Raw genomic sequence first — 15,026 nt, 5'->3', positions numbered from 1 at the left:
TCCGTCCCTTCACCACGACGGTATCGCGTGATCAGGCCGCTTTGTGCACTACGCCGTCCTTCATCACGAACGACACGTTCAGGGTGGTGGAGATGTCGGCCGAGGGGTCACCGGGCACCGCGATGATGTCGGCGAGGTAGCCGGGGGCCAGCCGACCCAGTTCGTCGTCGGCGTCGATCAACTCCGCGGCCACCACGGTGGCCGCGCGGATCGCCTGCATCGGCGTCATCCCGCGTTCCACCAACGCGCAGAGTTCCTTCGCGTTCTCGCCGTGCGGGATCGCCGGCGCGTCCGTACCGCAGGCGATGCGGACGCCTGCCGCAATCGCCTTGGGCAGCATGGCTTTCGCGCGCGGGAACACATCGAGCGCTTTCTTGCGCAGTTCGGGTGCGATGCGGTCGATCGCCATGGCGTCGGTGAGATAGGTGGTGGAGACCAGGAAGGTGCCGTGGTCGACCATCATCTGGATGGTCTCGTCGCTGGCCAGGAATCCGTGTTCGATGCAGTCGATGCCGGCGCGGATGCAGGCCTGGATCGCGGTGTCACCGACCGCGTGCGCGGCCACCCGTACCCCGGCGCGGTGCGCCTCGTCGGCGATGGCGGCGAACTCGGCGTCGGAGTACTGCTGAGCGCCCGGAGCGGTGCTGTGCGACATCACCCCGCCCGACGCGGAGACCTTGATCAGTTTGGCCCCGTGCCGGATCTGGTAGCGCACGCACGCGATGACGTCGGGCACTCCGTTGGCGATGCCCTCGGCGACCGAGAGCGGCATGATCCCGGGTGCCAGCCGCTGGAACACCGTCGGGTCCAAGTGCCCGCCGTAGGGGGTCACCGCGTGTCCGGCGGGATAGATGCGCGGCCCCGCGTGCCAGCCTTGATCGATCGCGCGTTGCAGTGCCACGTCGAGCAGGTATCCGCCGGTCTTGACCATCAACCCGAGGTTGCGCACGGTCGTGAACCCCGCGTCCAGCGTCGTGCGGGCGTTGACTGCGCCCCGCAGGGTGCGATACGCCGGATCGTCCTGCACGCCGTGCATCGGGGTGGGTAGCCCCTCTGGACCACCCGGCCCGCCGATCAGCAGGTTGAGCTCCATGTCCATCAGGCCGGGCAGCAGCGTGACGTCACCGAGGTCGATGACGGTTGAATCACTCGGCAGTTCGGCGGGATCAACCGCCGTGATGCGGTTGTCCTCGACCACGATGACGGCCGGAGCGTGCACGTGGCCCGCCTCGACGTCAGCCCACCGCGCGGCGCGCAGGACGACCGTCACGGCACGGGCTCGAAGTCGCAGTCCAGCCAGGTGGCACCGGAATCGGGGACCCGCGGCTGTTTCCAGCACTCCACCGGGAACGACACCGTGATCATCGAATACAACATGTGCATGAGCGCCAGGACGTCATCGGGCAGATCGTCGAGGGGAAACTTGTCGCAGTAGGCGATCGCTTCCTCGGCGCGCGCGGTGATCGCGTCGTAGAACGCCTGCATCTCGGTCATCGAACTCGCCAACCGCTTGGCGTAGCGCTGGCGTTCGGTAGACAAGCACCAGTCCGAAAACGCTTCGAGGTCGGCGAATTCCGTTGGCAGCACAGCGCTCACACGCCCACCGCCGATGTGCGGTTCTGGTAGTCGGCAATCCACGCCGCGGTCTCCTTGTGCAGGTGCCGCAGCAGGATCTCCTGGTCGTTGAGCAAGAACGTGTCGACCGCACGGGACTCGATCATCGTCTGGGTGGCCTCGAGCGTGTTGGCGTCCTGCAAGCCGTATTCCTTGAATGAGGCCGCCGCCAATTCCTGGGCGATGCGTTCCCGTGGCGTGCGCGGCTGCGGGAAGTACAGCGTGCCCTCGAAGACGTGCGTGTTGTACGACGTCGGCCAGTAGTGATAGGTCAGATACCAGCCCTGGCCCCAGAACAACATCACGAAGTTCGGGAACAACTGGAACGAATCCAGGCCCCACGGATCGCACTTCGCCGGGTTGAGGCCTTCGGGCATGGGCCCGAGGTCGGGTTTGTCCCATGGGCCGAAAAGCCCGCTCTGGCAGATGTCTTCGATCGGCTTGCGCATCTCGGCCGACATCTCCCATGCCCGCACGCCCGATGTGCTGACCAGCCGGTGCGGACCTTCGAGGCGATAGTGCGGAGCCTCGAATCCGGCTTCGGCCGCGGCCTTGGAGTACGCGGTCGGCGATTGGTTCGCGTGCAGCACCGGGGCGTGGTAGAACTCCTGGAACGCGTCCATGTAAAGCTTCCAGTTCGCGTTGACCTCGGAGCGGTAGTGCCAGCGCGAGGTCAGCTTGTCGAACGGATAACCTTCCAGCCCAACGATCATCGGCCCGAGGAACTCCCGCAGAGACTGCTCGGGAGTCTTGGCGAAGTTGACGAAGATGAACCCTTCCCACACCTCGCAGTGCACTTCCACCAGGCCGTAGCGGGACTTGTCGAGGTCGAAGAACTCCTCTTCCTGCTGCACGAACGTCAGGTTGCCGTCGAGGTCATAGCGCCAGGCGTGGTATTTGCAGGTGAACTGACGGCACACCCCGCGGGTCTCCTCGCGTGGCATGTCGTTCCACACCAGCTTGTTCCCGCGGTGGCGACAGACGTTGTGGAAGGCTTTGACTTCACCAGAGGTGGTGCGCACCAGGATGATCGAGGTCTTGACGACCGGCAGTTCCTTGGTGAAGTAGCTGCCCTTGCGTGGCAGCAATTCGACGCGCCCGACGTTGAGCCAGGCCCGTTTGAAGATCGCCTCGCGCTCCAGCTCGTAGATCTCCGGGCTGATCGAATCCTCGTAAGACACCGGGCCGGTGCCCAGCTCGGGGTAATGCTCAGTCCAACTGCCTTCTGCTGGCTTGGGAAAACGCGGCATCGCTACTCCTGTCCCGATGACTTGGGCCGACGGTATCCGCTCGTCCGCATAATGACAAGTAGTTGATAATGCCGCCTGTAACCACCCATACTGGAGGGACGACGGCGGGAGGATCCGTATGGATCAACATCTGGGGGAGTACATCGGCATCGAGGCCGACTGGTCGCTCGACGGTGACCACCCGCATCAGATCGAAGTGGTGTCACCGCACACCGAGCAGCCCATCGCCCGAGTGGCGGCGTCGCAGCCTGCCGATGTCGACGCGGCCGTGGCGGCCGCACGCGCGGCCGTCGATCGGGGACAGTGGCCGCGGTTGTCACCCGACGAGCGCATCGCGGCGGTCCGACGCCTGGCCGACGTGTATTCGCAGCGGCGTGACCAGATGGCCGAGCTCATCTCCGCGGAGATCGGTGCGCCGATCAGCTTCGCCAAGCGCGCCCAGGTCGGATTGCCGACCATGATGATGTCAGCGTTCTGCGACGTCGCCGACACCTACCCATGGCAGGAGGCCCGCCGCGGCTTCTTCGGCGCCGACGTGCGCGTCCGCAGGGAACCCGTCGGCGTCGTCGCGGCCATCGTGCCGTGGAACATGCCGCAGTTCCTGATCGTCACCAAGCTTGTGCCCGCGTTGCTCGCGGGGTGTGCGGTCGTGCTCAAGCCCGCGCCGGAGTCGCCGCTCGACGCGCTGCTGCTGGCCGAGATGATCGAGCAGATCGGGCTGCCCGACGGCGTCGTCGCCGTGGTGCCGGGTGATGCGGCAGTCGGTGCGCACCTGGCAAGCCATCCCGGCGTCGACAAGGTTTCGTTCACCGGGTCGAGCAGCGCGGGCCGCGCGGTCGCCACCGCGTGCGCGGCGAATCTGACCAAGGTGAGCCTCGAGCTCGGCGGCAAGTCCGCGGCGATCGTTCTCGACGACGCCGATCCCGAGACGGTGGCAGCCGGGGTGCGCGCGGCGAGCCTGTCCAACAGCGGGCAGATCTGCAATGCGCTGACCCGCATCGTCGTGCCTGCCGCGCGGGAAAGCGAGTTCGTCGACGCGCTGGCGGCTCGGATGGCCGCGCTCGTCGTGGGCGATCCCGCGGACCCGGCCACCGAACTCGGCCCGCTGGTGTCCCGGCGCCAACAGCAACGGGTCCGCGACTACATCGAACTCGGGCGGCGTGAGGGTGCGCGCCTGGTGGTCGGCGGGACCGATCTGCCCGCGGGGGTGGGCACCGGCTGGTACGTGCAACCCACGTTGTTCGCCGGTGCGGACAACTCGATGCGTATCGCCCGTGAGGAGATCTTCGGGCCCGTACTCACCGTTATCCCGTATGAGGACGAGCGCGACGCCATAGCGATCGCCAACGATTCCGATTACGGGCTGGCCGGATCGGTGTGGACTGCCGATATCGACCGCGGTGTGGAGATCGCCGAACGTGTGCGAACCGGCACGTTCGGGGTAAACCAGGGGTACACAATGGATCCGTTCGCACCGTTCGGCGGCGTCAAGGACAGCGGCTACGGCCGCGAGCTCGGCCGAGAAGGTCTCGACGGCTACGTCGAGACCAAGTCCATCGCCGTCGCCGGTTGAACGAGAGGGAGACCATGACAGTTACAGCCTCGCAACGGACACCGGCCGCCGAGCGCATCGCCGTGCGCTGCGTCGACTCCGACGTGCACCCCGTGCCGCGCCGCGGCGTGCTGGGCCAGTACATCCCCGAACCGTGGCGCAGCCAGTACTTCGGCACCCACGACGTCGGTGAACTGATCTACTACGACGCCCCCGACTACGCACATGCCTACGCGATGCGCACCGACACGTTCCCGGCCGACGGCGAATTCGCGGGCAGCGATCCCGACCTTGCCTTCCGCCAGTTGATCATGGAGGCCGGGGCCGACATCGCGATCCTGGAACCGGCGGCGTATTCGGCGCACATCCCCGAGGCCAACCATGCGATGAACTGCGCGCTCAACGACTGGCAGGCCAACCACTGGCTCGACAGCCACAACAACTGGCACGAGAGGTGGCGTGGGTCCATCTGCCTTGCGGTCGAAGCTCCCGAGCTCGGCGCGCAGGAGATCGAGCGCTGGGCCGGCCACCCGTACATGGCCCAGATCCTGATCAAGGCCGAGCCGCGTCCGTCGTGGGGCGACCCGAAGTACGACCCGATCTGGGCGGCGGCCACCAAGCACGACATCACCGTGAGCTGCCATCTCTCCCGCGGTGAGTACGACGAACTACCGCTTCCCCCAGTGGGATTGCCGAGTTACAACCATGACTTCATGGTCACGTACTCGTTGTTGGCGGCCAATCAAGTGATGAGCCTGATCTTCGACGGCGTGTTCGACCGGTTCCCGACGCTGCGCGTGGTGTTCGTCGAACACGCGTTCACCTGGATTCTGCCGTTGATGTGGCGCATGGACGCGATCTACGAAGCGCGGAAGTCGTGGATGGACATCAAGCGCAAGCCGAGTGACTACGTCAAGGACCACATCAAGTTCACGACGCAGCCGCTGGACTACCCCGAGGACAAGACCGAGCTGTCGCGGGCCTTCGAGTGGATGGAATGCGACAAGATCCTGCTGTTCTCCAGCGACTACCCGCACTGGACGTTCGACGATCCGCGCTGGCTCGTCAAACACCTGCCGGAGCGCGCCCGCGAAAACGTCATGTTCCGCAACGGAATTGAGACCTACAAGCTGCCCGATACCGTGCCGGTGCTCGAAGGCCAGGTGCGCGTCTTCTAGGGCAGCTTGATGGCTGACACGTACATGTCGACGATCGGCCGGTAGAGGTCGACGTCGTCGAGTTCGCTGCCCAGCACCACCGAGTCGCTCGTGGCGATGAGAACCTGAGCGAAGGTCTTGGGCGGTATCAGCAGGGTGCCGCCGAGTTGCTCGATGCCGTCGACGATGAACTTCGCCAGCGCGTCGACCACCTCTGATCGCTTGGCGGCGACGCGTTCCCGTGATTCCGGATTTCTCCGGAGGTAGAGCGTGAACTCATGGCCCAAGGCGGCGTGTTCGGCACCGCGATCCTGGCTCAATTCGCGCCACCGCTTGGCGATCTCGTCGCGCTCACGCGCACCGACCTGTTTCGCACTCGACATCACGTCGGCGAAGTTGTCGAAGTAGCGCCGCCAGTAGCGGTCACTCACGGCCAGAAACAGGTCTTCCTTCGTGGCGAAGTGCTTGTAGATGGCGCCCTTGGTGTAACCGGCGGCCCGCGCGATGTCATCGAGAGTGGCTGGCGCGAACCCTTTTTCGGCGAACACTTCCTCAGCGGCATCGAGCAGCACTGAGCGTGTGTGCTCGAGTCTGCGTTCCCGGGTCCAGCGCTCCGCCATGGCAAAAGTCTGCCACAGAATCTGGGTGACCTATTGGAATCTGAGATACCGATGAGTATATTTTGCACCAACTGGTCCGCCGCACGCCGCCGACTGCCTCCACGATCGTCAAGGGGAAACCGATCATGAGCGATCTGTCCAAGAAGCCTGTCGTCACCGAATCGATCGGCGGCATCGCCGAACTCGAAAAGCAAGGGCCGCCGTCGTCGAACGCGTACAGAATCTGGGCGACCGTCGGCGGCGTGTTCCTGCTGGTGACGTTGTATGTGTTCACCCGGTGGGTGACCGGTCCCTATTTCGAGACGGTGTCGGGTGGTCCGAGCGAACCGCCGCTGTACATGAAAATCCCGCTGATCGCGAACGCCGTCGTGCTCTGGATCGGCTTGCCGTTTGCCTTGTGGTTCTTCATTATTCGGCCCTGGGTGCGGGAGAGGCGTATCACGCTCGACGGCATGCTGCTGGTGTCGATGGGCCTGATGATGTTCCAGGATCCGATGCTCAACTACTACAGCACCTGGTGTACGTACAACGCGTGGCTGTTCAACCAGGGCTCGTGGGCACCGTACATCCCGGGCTGGGTGGCACACGAGGAACCGGGCCACACCGTGCCCGAACCGATACTGACCAACATCCCCGGCTATGCGTACGGTGTCTTGCTGCTCACCATCGTCGGCTGCGCGATCATGCGAAAGATCAAGAACCGTTGGCCCGGGATCAGCAACCTGCGGCTGGTGTTGGTCACCTATGCGATCGCCTTCGTCTTCGACTTCGTCATGGAGGCACTGATCATGTTGCCGATCGGGTTCTACTCCTATCCCGGCGCCATCCAGTCGTTGTCGTTCAACGCCGGCACCTACTACCAGTGGCCGATCTACGAGGGGCTGATGTGGGGTGGTGTCCAGACGGCGCTTGTCTGCCTGCGCTTCTTCACCGATGACCGCGGACGTACCGTCGTCGAACGCGGAATCGACCGGGTCCGAGGCGGATTCGTCAAACAACAGTTCATTCGATTCCTGGCGATCTTCGGTGGGGTCAGCGCATGCTTCTTCCTGTTCTACAACGTTCCGGCGACGTGGCTCGGTATGCAGGGCGATCCGTGGCCGGAGGATGTGCAGAAGCGTTCCTACTTCAACCCCGGCATCTGCGGCGACGGGACCGACCGACCGTGCCCAAACCCTGACCTTCCGCTACCCACCCATCGCTCGGGATACGTCAACCACGAGGGTGAACTGGTCCTGCCGGAAGGGGTCACCATCCCGCCCGTCGTGCCGATCCAGAGGTCGAATAACGATGACGGTCAGTAAATTTCGGCCGCGCACCGAATCAGGTTCACCGTTCTACCGAGCGGTCGGTGACGAGGTGGCGGTGTTTCAGGCGGCGGCCCGTCGCGGTGTACCGGTACTGCTGAAGGGCCCGACCGGCTGCGGCAAAACCCGGTTTGTGGAGGCGATGGCCGACCTGCTCGGCCGGGAGCTCGTCACCGTAGCCGGCCACGAGGACTTGACCTCGGCCGACCTCGTGGGACGCTTCCTGCTCAAGGGCGGCGAGACCGTCTGGGTGGACGGGCCGCTGACGCGGGCGGTGCGCGAAGGTGCCATCTGCTATCTCGACGAAATTGTGGAAGCTCGCCAAGACACCACCGTGGTCATCCATCCGTTGGCCGATCACCGACGGGAACTGCCCGTCGACCGGCTGGGCACCACGCTGCACGCGGCTCCCGGATTCCAGCTCGTCATCTCCTACAACCCCGGCTATCAGAGCGTTCTGAAGAACATCAAGGAGTCGACCCGCCAGCGCTTCGTGGCCATCGAACTCGACTTTCCGCCCCCGGAGATCGAGATCGACGTCGTCGCACACGAGGCTGGTGTCGACGTCGCAACGGCGCAGGCCCTCGTGCGGCTCGGCAACGCCATCCGAGGGCTGCAGGGATCTCCGCTACGCGAGGCGTCTTCGACGAGGATGCTGATCTTGGCCGGTGAGCTCATCGCCGAGGGTCTGCCGTTGCGCAGCGCCGTACAGGCGGCCATCGTGCGGGCACTGTCCGACGATCCCGACATCGTGCGAGCCCTCTCCGAACTCGCCGACGGCGTCTGAACGTGACGTGAGTACGTCTGAAATCCAGGACCTGCAACAGTTTCGACTGTTGGGGACCTTTATTGCCGAGCGGTCCATAGACGTTGCGCCCGCGCCCGCAGGACAACCCGCCTATACCGACGGTCGGGTCGTATTGCTTTCGGCGGGCCGGCCTGAGGCCGAGCAACGACGGGAGTTGGTGCTGCAGTGCGCGTTGTTGGCCGCGGGGAGTTTGGATCGGGGTTTGGTCGGAACGCTGCGGGGCCGGCCGTCGCTGACGTCGCGCTACCTGTCGCTGGAAGGACGCCGGGCGCTGGCGCAGGCGGCGGCCCGAATCCCATTGGCGGGTGCGCTGTGCCCCGATGACCGTCCGGTCAGCGCCGGGCCTGCCGAGTCCCTCGCGCTGGCCAGGGGCCGCGGGAAGGTCGCTGCCCCACCGGATTGGTTCGGCGTCATCAAACCGTCGCTGCTCCTGAAATCCGACGACTGCTCCGCCGGTGCGGTATCCCCGCAGAATCTCCGGTTGTCCTTCGAGTCGAACGTCCTCGACGATGACGGCGATGGAGCGGAGCCGTCCGAGGACAGCAAGATCCTCAAGCTGTTCGAGGCGCCGGCATTCACCGCCAAAGGTCTTGCCGAGTTCGTACGCAAGATGCTCGGCCCCTCACGCTCATTCGGCGACGACCAGGCGGGAGCCGAACTGCCGACGGGCTCGGTGCGTCGGGGCCGCCAGGTCGGGGTGAACGCCAAGCCGTTGCCTGCGCGAATCCAGTTCACCGATGAGGGCAGGCCGGGCGTCGCGTTGGGTGTCGGAGGCGCCATCTACCCCGAGTGGGACGTATACAACGACCGGTATAGGCCGCAGTGGTGCCGGGTCATCGACTATCCACTAACCCTCGCCGCTGACGCCTCTGTGGCCGGAGTTCCACCGGATGATGTGCTGCGCCAGCGCTTGTCGCGAGTGGGGCTGGGTCCCAAGGTTCTGCGCGGCCGTCCAGACGGCGAGGAACTCGACATCGAAGCCGTCATCGACATGTTCGCCGACCTGCGTTCCGGGCACGCGCCGCCCGAACATATCTACACCGAACGTCGCAAGCTGGCCCGAGATCTCGGCGTCCTGATCCTGCTCGACATCTCGGGTTCGGTAACCGACACCGACCGGGACGGTTTGGCTGTCCACGAACATCAGCGCCGGGCCGCCGCCACGCTTGCGGCCACCCTCGAAGAACTCGGCGACCGGGTGGCCGTCTACGGTTTTCGTTCCCAGGGCCGTCACACCGTTCAACTTCCCGCAGTCAAGACTTTCGAGCAACGCTTCGGCGCCGTCGAACGAGCCCGGTTGGCCCAGCTCCAGCCGTTCGGCTACACGAGGCTGGGCGCGGGCATCCGCGGCGCCGGGGAGATACTCAAAACGCAAGCCGGAACACCACACCGCCTCTTGCTCGTACTCTCCGACGGCTACCCATATGACGATGGTTACGAAGGCCGCTACGCGCAAGCCGACGCCGCCAAGGCATTGGAAGAGCTCCGCGCCGATGGTGTTGGCTGCCTGTGCCTTTCGATCGGTGCGGGTTACGACGCCCAGGCGCTCGATCGTGTCTTCGGTTCGGCCAGCCATGCCGGCGCCGCGAGACTGGCCGAGTTGAGCCCCCGAATGGACGAGCTGTTCGTGTCCGCGTTGCGGGAACTCGCCGCACCGAAGCGCTAGCGAAGCACAGCGCCTGGGTTGAGGATGCCGTCCGGATCCAGCGCATCTTTGATGCGCCGGGTCAACGCCATCACGTCGGAGCCGAGTTGTCTTGGTAGCCAGTCCCGTTTGAGACGGCCGACGCCATGTTCGCCGGTGATCGTGCCGCCCATCGCGATGGCCAATTCCATCACCCGATCGAAGGCGCGCGCGGCGCGGGCGGTCATGGCTGGATCGTCGGCGTCGAATACGACCACCGGGTGGGTGTTTCCATCCCCGGCGTGCGCGACGACGCAGATCAGCACATCGCATTCGTCGGCGATGCTCCTGATACCCGCCACCAACTCCGGCAGCCGCGGGATCGGCACCGTGACATCCTCGAGGAGCAGAGTGCCCAGTTGCATCAACGCCAGGCCGACCAATCGGCGAGCAGCAGTGAAACCGGCCCCCTCCTCCGGATCGCCGGTCGCGAAAACCTCGGTGGATCCGGCTTTCTCACACGCATCGACGATGTGCGCGACCTCATCGGCCGCTGCACCTGGCGCATCGGACTGGATCAGCAACAGCGCCTGAGCGGACCGATCCAGACCCATGCGGCTGTAATCCTCGACCGCGTTGATGCTGGCGTGGTCCATCAACTCCAGCATTGCCGGCCGGACCTTGGCGGTGATCGACACCACGGCGTCGGCGGCGTCCTGCACCGAGGCGAACACCGCGACCACCGTCGATGCCGGGGGTTGGGCCGGGATGAGTCGCAAGGTGAGTTCGGTGATGACCCCGAGGATGCCTTCGGAGCCAACGAACAGCTTCGTCAACGCGAGTCCGGCAACGTCTTTCAGCCGCGGGCCGCCGAGCCGGACAGCGGTGCCGTCGGCCAGCACCACCTCCATACCGAGCACGTAGTCGCTGGAGACCCCGTACTTCACGCAGCACAGCCCACCCGCGTTCGTCGCGGCATTGCCACCGATCGATGAGATGTCGACCGACGACGGATCCGGTGGATACCACAGCCCGTGCTCGGCAGCGGCCCGCTTCACCTCGGAGTTCAACAGACCGGGTTGCACGATCGCGGTGCGGTTCGCGGTGTCGATGCGGATGTGGCGCATCCGCTCGGTGCTCAGGACGACACAGCCGTCGACCGCGTCGGCGCCACCGGAAAGCCCGGACCCGGCGCCCCTCGGCACGACGGCGACGCGGTGGGCACTCGCCCAGCGCAGGACGGTCTGCACATCCTCGGTGCTCGTGGCCCGCACCACGGCCAGCGGCAGGCCGGCCCGCGGGTCGGCGGCCGCGTCAGTGCGATAGCCCGCGAGTACATCGGCATCGGTGAGCATCGCGCCATCGGGCAATTCGGCGGCGAGCTCGGCGACTGCGGCGTCCAGTGCGGACATTCGAGAAGTCTATTTCTTGGCCAGCACCCAGTTCAGAAATTTCTCGACGGCGTCGGCCGTGTAGTGGCCGCGGGGCGAGCCGAAGAAGTCGAATGCGTGCTGAGCGTGCGGGATCTCGGCATAGACCACCGGTGCCTTCGACGCGTCACGTAATGCCTTCGCGAACTCACGGCCCTCACCGACGGGGATGAGCGAGTCGTTGACGCCGTGCAGGATGAAAAACGGTGGTGCATCGGGCCGTACCAACGTGATCGGTGACGCGTCGCGGTACACCTGCTGATTGCCCGAGAGCGGCAGTTTCACGATGAGACGCTGCAGGATCTCCATGAATTCCGAGCGCCCGGTTCCGCTGGTGCTGAACCAGTCGTAGCGGCCGTAGACGGGCACCGCGGCCACCACCGAGGTGTCGGCGTCCTCGAATCCCGGCTGCCACTTGGGATCGTTGGGTGTCAGCGCCGCCAACGCGGTCAAGTGTCCACCCGCCGAACCGCCCGTGATGCAGACGGTGTCCGGATCGCCGCCGTAGGAGGAGATGTTGGCCTTGACCCACGCCAGTGCCCGCTTGACGTCGACGATGTGATCCGGCCACGGATGGCGTGGGCTGATGCGGTAGCCGATCGACACGCAGATCCAGCCTTGCTCGGCAAGGTGGCTCATCAATGGATAGGACTGCGGGCGGCGCATTCCGATCATCCAGGCGCCGCCCGGTACCTGCAGGAGCACCGGGGCCTTGCCGTCACGCGGCAGGTCGGTACGCATCCAGATATCGGCAAGGTTGGCCCGGTGCGGGCCGTAGTGCACGGTCTTCTGCGCGTAGCGGCGCCTGCTCCACGAGGTCGACCACACCTCGCCGCGCCGCAACGGCCGCGGCGCCACTGCGTAGTCGGCACCGAGCGCGGTGCGCAGCGGATCCTCGAAACAGGGCTGGGACGCCACGCCGCGGCGGTGTACCAGAAACAGCATTGCCCACGCGATCGCCTTGAGTACCAATGAGATCCGGCCCTGTGCTGATCGGTAGTCGCCCCGTATCGCGCGGCGCAGGACGTCGATGACCGACACCGTCGTGACCAACGGAGCGTTCTCCGACGTCGGCCAGCCGAACGCGAAGGCTGCGACGGTGGTGTAGCCCTTGCGGCCGAGCGGCTTCACGGCGTTGACGGCGTTGAGCAGCTCGACAGCGGCGGACAGCAGTGGTTTAGCCATTCACCCGATCCTGTAGTTCACGGCGCGCGATCTTGCCGGTGCTGTTGCGGGGTAGCTCGTCAAGGATGGTGATCTCGCGTGGCACTTTGTAATTGGCGAGGTTCGCGCGAACGTGAGCTTTGAGGTCGTCTGCGGTGACGGCGCCGGACACCACGACGAACGCGGCGAGTCGCTGCCCGAACTGCTCGTCGTCGACGCCGATCACCGCGGCCTCGGCGACATCGGGATGGCCCGTGAGCACCTTCTCCACTTCGATCGGATACACGTTCTCGCCGCCCGAGACGATCATCTCGTCGTCGCGGCCCACCACGAACAGGCGGCCTGCCTCGTCGAGATAACCGACATCGCCCGAACACATGTAGCCCTCGTGGAAGTCCTTCGTCGAACCGGATGTGTACCCGTCGAACTGCGTCGAGTTACGCACGTAGATCGTGCCCACCTCACCGGTCGGGACCTCGCGCAGATCGGGGTCCAGTATCCGGATGTCGGTGCCCTCTGCGGGTTTTCCCGCGGTATCGGGTGCGGCCCGCAGATCGGCTGGGATGGCGGTGGCGATCATCCCGGCTTCGGTGGCGTTGTAGTTGTTGTAGATAACATCACCGAAGCGGTCCATGAACTTGATGACGACATCGGGGCGGATGCGCGATCCGGATGCGGCGGCGAACCGCAAGGAGCGGCCGTCGTAGCGGCGCAGCACACTGTCGGGAAGGTCCATGATCCGGTCGAACATCACCGGAACCACACACAACCCGGTGGCACGGTGCCGGTCGACGAGCTCGAGCGTGGCCTCCGGGTCGAATTTGCGCCGGGTGATGATGGTGCACGCCATGGACGCCGCGAACGCGAGCTGCGAGAAGCCCCACGCGTGGAACATCGGCGCCACGATGACGACGGGCTCCTCGGCCCGCCACGGTGTGCGGTCCAGGATCGACTTGAGCACTTCGGGGCCACCGCCGGAGTGCTTGGCGCCCTTGGGTGTTCCGGTGGTGCCCGAGGTCAACAGGATGACGCGGCTCTTTTCCGACGCCCGCCTCGGTTGCTTGCCCGAGAACTGCTCGACGAGTTTGGCGACGGTCCGCTCATGCGCGTGGGTGTCGGACCATGCGACGATCCGGTCCGCGTCAGGCAACTGGGCCAGGGCTTGATCGACAGTCTCGGTGAACTCGTCGTCGTAGACGACGGCGTCGAGCTTCTCGCGGTTCGCCACGTCGGCCAGGGCCGGTCCGGCGAATGAGGTGTTGAGCAGCAGGACGTCAGCGCCGATGCGGTTGGCGGCGATCAACGACAGCACGAACCCGCGGTGGTTGCGGGCCATGATGCCCAGCACGCCCGGCGCACCGCCCGGCAGCGCCTGAAGCCCGGCGGCCAACGCGTCGGCCTGCTGGTCGATCTCACGCCAGGTGAGGATGCCCAGTTCGTCGACGAGACCCGGCCGATCCGGGCACCGCTGGGCCGCACTCGCGAAACCCGATGTGACGCTCATATTTTCGCGGGCCATCGCGGCGGCGATACGCAGATACTTGTCGGGGCGCAATACCGCGATCAGGCCGGCCCGGCGCATGGTGGTGGCCAGGCCGACGGCGTCGGTCAGGCGGTCGAGCGGCCCCACCCCGATCAGCCGATCACCGGGAAGCGGCGTTCATCCGCGAGCTCGTCCAGTGCCCGCTGCATCACCCGGCGGATGTGGGCGTCGACCTCGTCGATGTCGGGATCCTCACCGAACTCGGCGACGATGTCGACCGGTGGCAGCGTTTTCATCACGATCTTGGTGGGCAGCGGGACGTTGAGCGGGACCACCGCCGACAACCCGAACGGGAAACCGAACGACAGCGGCACGATCTTGGTCCGCGCCATCCGGGCGATCGGGCCCAGTGCCTTGGCCACCGCCGTCCCGCGCGACAGGAAGAGCTGCGCTTCCTGTCCGCCGATCCCGACCATCGGAACGATCGGCACGCCGGCGTTGAGCGCAGCCTTCACGTATCCGGTGCGGCCGTCGAAATCGATCTTGTTGGCCGCCAGCGTCGGCCGGTAGACGTCGAAGTCGCCGCCGGGAAAGACGACGACCACGCCTCCCGACCGCAGCGCCTCGTCGGCGTTCTCGTGGTTGGCGCGGATGAAGCCGGTCTTCTTGAAGAAGTCCGCGGTCGGTCCGGTCATCAGCATGTCGTGGCTCAACGTGTAAACGGGCTGGCCGTACCCGAACTTCTCGTAGAACCCCGTCGCGAACACCGGCACATCCATCGGAAACAGGCCGCCCGAATGGTTCGACACGACCAGGGCGCCGCCGTTGGGGAAGGACTCAAGGCCGCGCACCTCGGCGCGGTGATAGCCCTTGATGAACGGCCTCAGCCAGCCCATGACCTTCTCGGTCAGGCCCGGATCCCACTTGGTGATCTCGGACGGATCGGTGTCGGTGGCGGCCACAGGTCCCCCTGAAAGAATTGAAACGTGTTCTAGTTTTTCCAGTGTACCCAGGTAA

Annotated in this window: 13 protein-coding genes; 5 read left to right on the top strand and 8 right to left on the bottom strand. The window is 65.5% G+C overall.

All coding sequences use genetic code 11. The annotated features are described in order from the left end of the window. Positions 1 to 31: 31 nt before the first annotated feature. Genes ACRCUN_RS27220 through ACRCUN_RS27210 form a run of 3 tightly spaced genes read right to left on the bottom strand, consistent with a single transcriptional unit; the run spans position 32 to position 2,864 of the window. Positions 32 to 1,270, bottom strand: coding sequence for a metal-dependent hydrolase family protein (locus ACRCUN_RS27220; protein WP_462144732.1), 1,239 nt, complete (start codon positions 1,268 to 1,270; stop codon positions 32 to 34). Continuing rightward, positions 1,267 to 1,596: a hypothetical protein gene (locus ACRCUN_RS27215; protein ID WP_462144731.1), complete on the bottom strand. Its 330-nt coding sequence runs from the start codon at positions 1,594 to 1,596 to the stop codon at positions 1,267 to 1,269. Before ACRCUN_RS27215 ends, ACRCUN_RS27220 begins: the two co-directional genes overlap by 4 nt. Next, positions 1,593 to 2,864, bottom strand: coding sequence for an aromatic ring-hydroxylating oxygenase subunit alpha (locus ACRCUN_RS27210; protein WP_462144730.1), 1,272 nt, complete (start codon positions 2,862 to 2,864; stop codon positions 1,593 to 1,595). Before ACRCUN_RS27210 ends, ACRCUN_RS27215 begins: the two co-directional genes overlap by 4 nt. A gap of 118 nt (positions 2,865 to 2,982) precedes the next feature. Between ACRCUN_RS27210 and ACRCUN_RS27205 the strand changes: the two genes are divergently transcribed. Further along, positions 2,983 to 4,437: an aldehyde dehydrogenase gene (locus ACRCUN_RS27205; RefSeq protein WP_462144729.1), complete on the top strand. Its 1,455-nt coding sequence runs from the start codon at positions 2,983 to 2,985 to the stop codon at positions 4,435 to 4,437. Between the two features lie 14 nt (positions 4,438 to 4,451). Then, the gene (locus tag ACRCUN_RS27200; protein WP_462144728.1) at positions 4,452 to 5,594 is read left to right on the top strand and encodes an amidohydrolase family protein; all 1,143 of its coding nucleotides are present in this window, start codon (positions 4,452 to 4,454) and stop codon (positions 5,592 to 5,594) included. Here ACRCUN_RS27200 and ACRCUN_RS27195 read toward each other — a convergent pair. Continuing rightward, on the bottom strand, positions 5,591 to 6,193 hold the full coding sequence (locus tag ACRCUN_RS27195; RefSeq protein WP_462144727.1) for a TetR/AcrR family transcriptional regulator: 603 nt from the start codon (positions 6,191 to 6,193) through the stop codon (positions 5,591 to 5,593). The two genes, ACRCUN_RS27200 and ACRCUN_RS27195, sit on opposite strands and share 4 nt — an antisense overlap. Before the next feature lie 125 nt (positions 6,194 to 6,318). Here ACRCUN_RS27195 and ACRCUN_RS27190 point away from each other — a divergent pair, with 125 nt between their 5' ends. Genes ACRCUN_RS27190 through ACRCUN_RS27180 form a run of 3 tightly spaced genes read left to right on the top strand, consistent with a single transcriptional unit; the run spans position 6,319 to position 9,974 of the window. After that, the gene (locus ACRCUN_RS27190; protein ID WP_462144726.1) at positions 6,319 to 7,497 is read left to right on the top strand and encodes a spirocyclase AveC family protein; all 1,179 of its coding nucleotides are present in this window, start codon (positions 6,319 to 6,321) and stop codon (positions 7,495 to 7,497) included. Next, on the top strand, positions 7,484 to 8,287 hold the full coding sequence (locus ACRCUN_RS27185) for a CbbQ/NirQ/NorQ/GpvN family protein (protein ID WP_462144725.1): 804 nt from the start codon (positions 7,484 to 7,486) through the stop codon (positions 8,285 to 8,287). Before ACRCUN_RS27190 ends, ACRCUN_RS27185 begins: the two co-directional genes overlap by 14 nt. Positions 8,288 to 8,294: 7 nt before the next feature. Then, positions 8,295 to 9,974, top strand: coding sequence for a nitric oxide reductase activation protein NorD (locus ACRCUN_RS27180; RefSeq protein WP_462144724.1), 1,680 nt, complete (start codon positions 8,295 to 8,297; stop codon positions 9,972 to 9,974). Here ACRCUN_RS27180 and ACRCUN_RS27175 read toward each other — a convergent pair. The 4 genes from ACRCUN_RS27175 to ACRCUN_RS27160 are packed head-to-tail and all read right to left on the bottom strand — an operon-like array spanning position 9,971 to position 14,971. After that, complete coding sequence (locus ACRCUN_RS27175; RefSeq protein ID WP_462144723.1) at positions 9,971 to 11,344, bottom strand: FAD-binding oxidoreductase; 1,374 nt, start codon at positions 11,342 to 11,344, stop codon at positions 9,971 to 9,973. The genes ACRCUN_RS27180 and ACRCUN_RS27175 overlap by 4 nt on opposite strands. A gap of 9 nt (positions 11,345 to 11,353) precedes the next feature. Next, a complete protein-coding gene (locus tag ACRCUN_RS27170) occupies positions 11,354 to 12,547 on the bottom strand; it encodes an alpha/beta hydrolase (protein ID WP_462144722.1) in 1,194 nt (397 codons plus the stop codon). Continuing rightward, a complete protein-coding gene (gene fadD12 / locus ACRCUN_RS27165; RefSeq protein WP_462144721.1) occupies positions 12,540 to 14,156 on the bottom strand; it encodes an acyl-CoA ligase FadD12 in 1,617 nt (538 codons plus the stop codon). The genes ACRCUN_RS27170 and fadD12 overlap by 8 nt, the downstream gene beginning before the upstream one ends. A gap of 5 nt (positions 14,157 to 14,161) precedes the next feature. Further along, on the bottom strand, positions 14,162 to 14,971 hold the full coding sequence (locus ACRCUN_RS27160; RefSeq protein ID WP_462144720.1) for a 1-acyl-sn-glycerol-3-phosphate acyltransferase: 810 nt from the start codon (positions 14,969 to 14,971) through the stop codon (positions 14,162 to 14,164). Positions 14,972 to 15,026: the final 55 nt, after the last annotated feature.

This window comes from Mycobacterium venezuelense (assembly GCF_054919535.1).
Note: the sequence above shows the minus strand (reverse complement) of the source record. Positions and strands in the feature narration are given on the sequence as shown.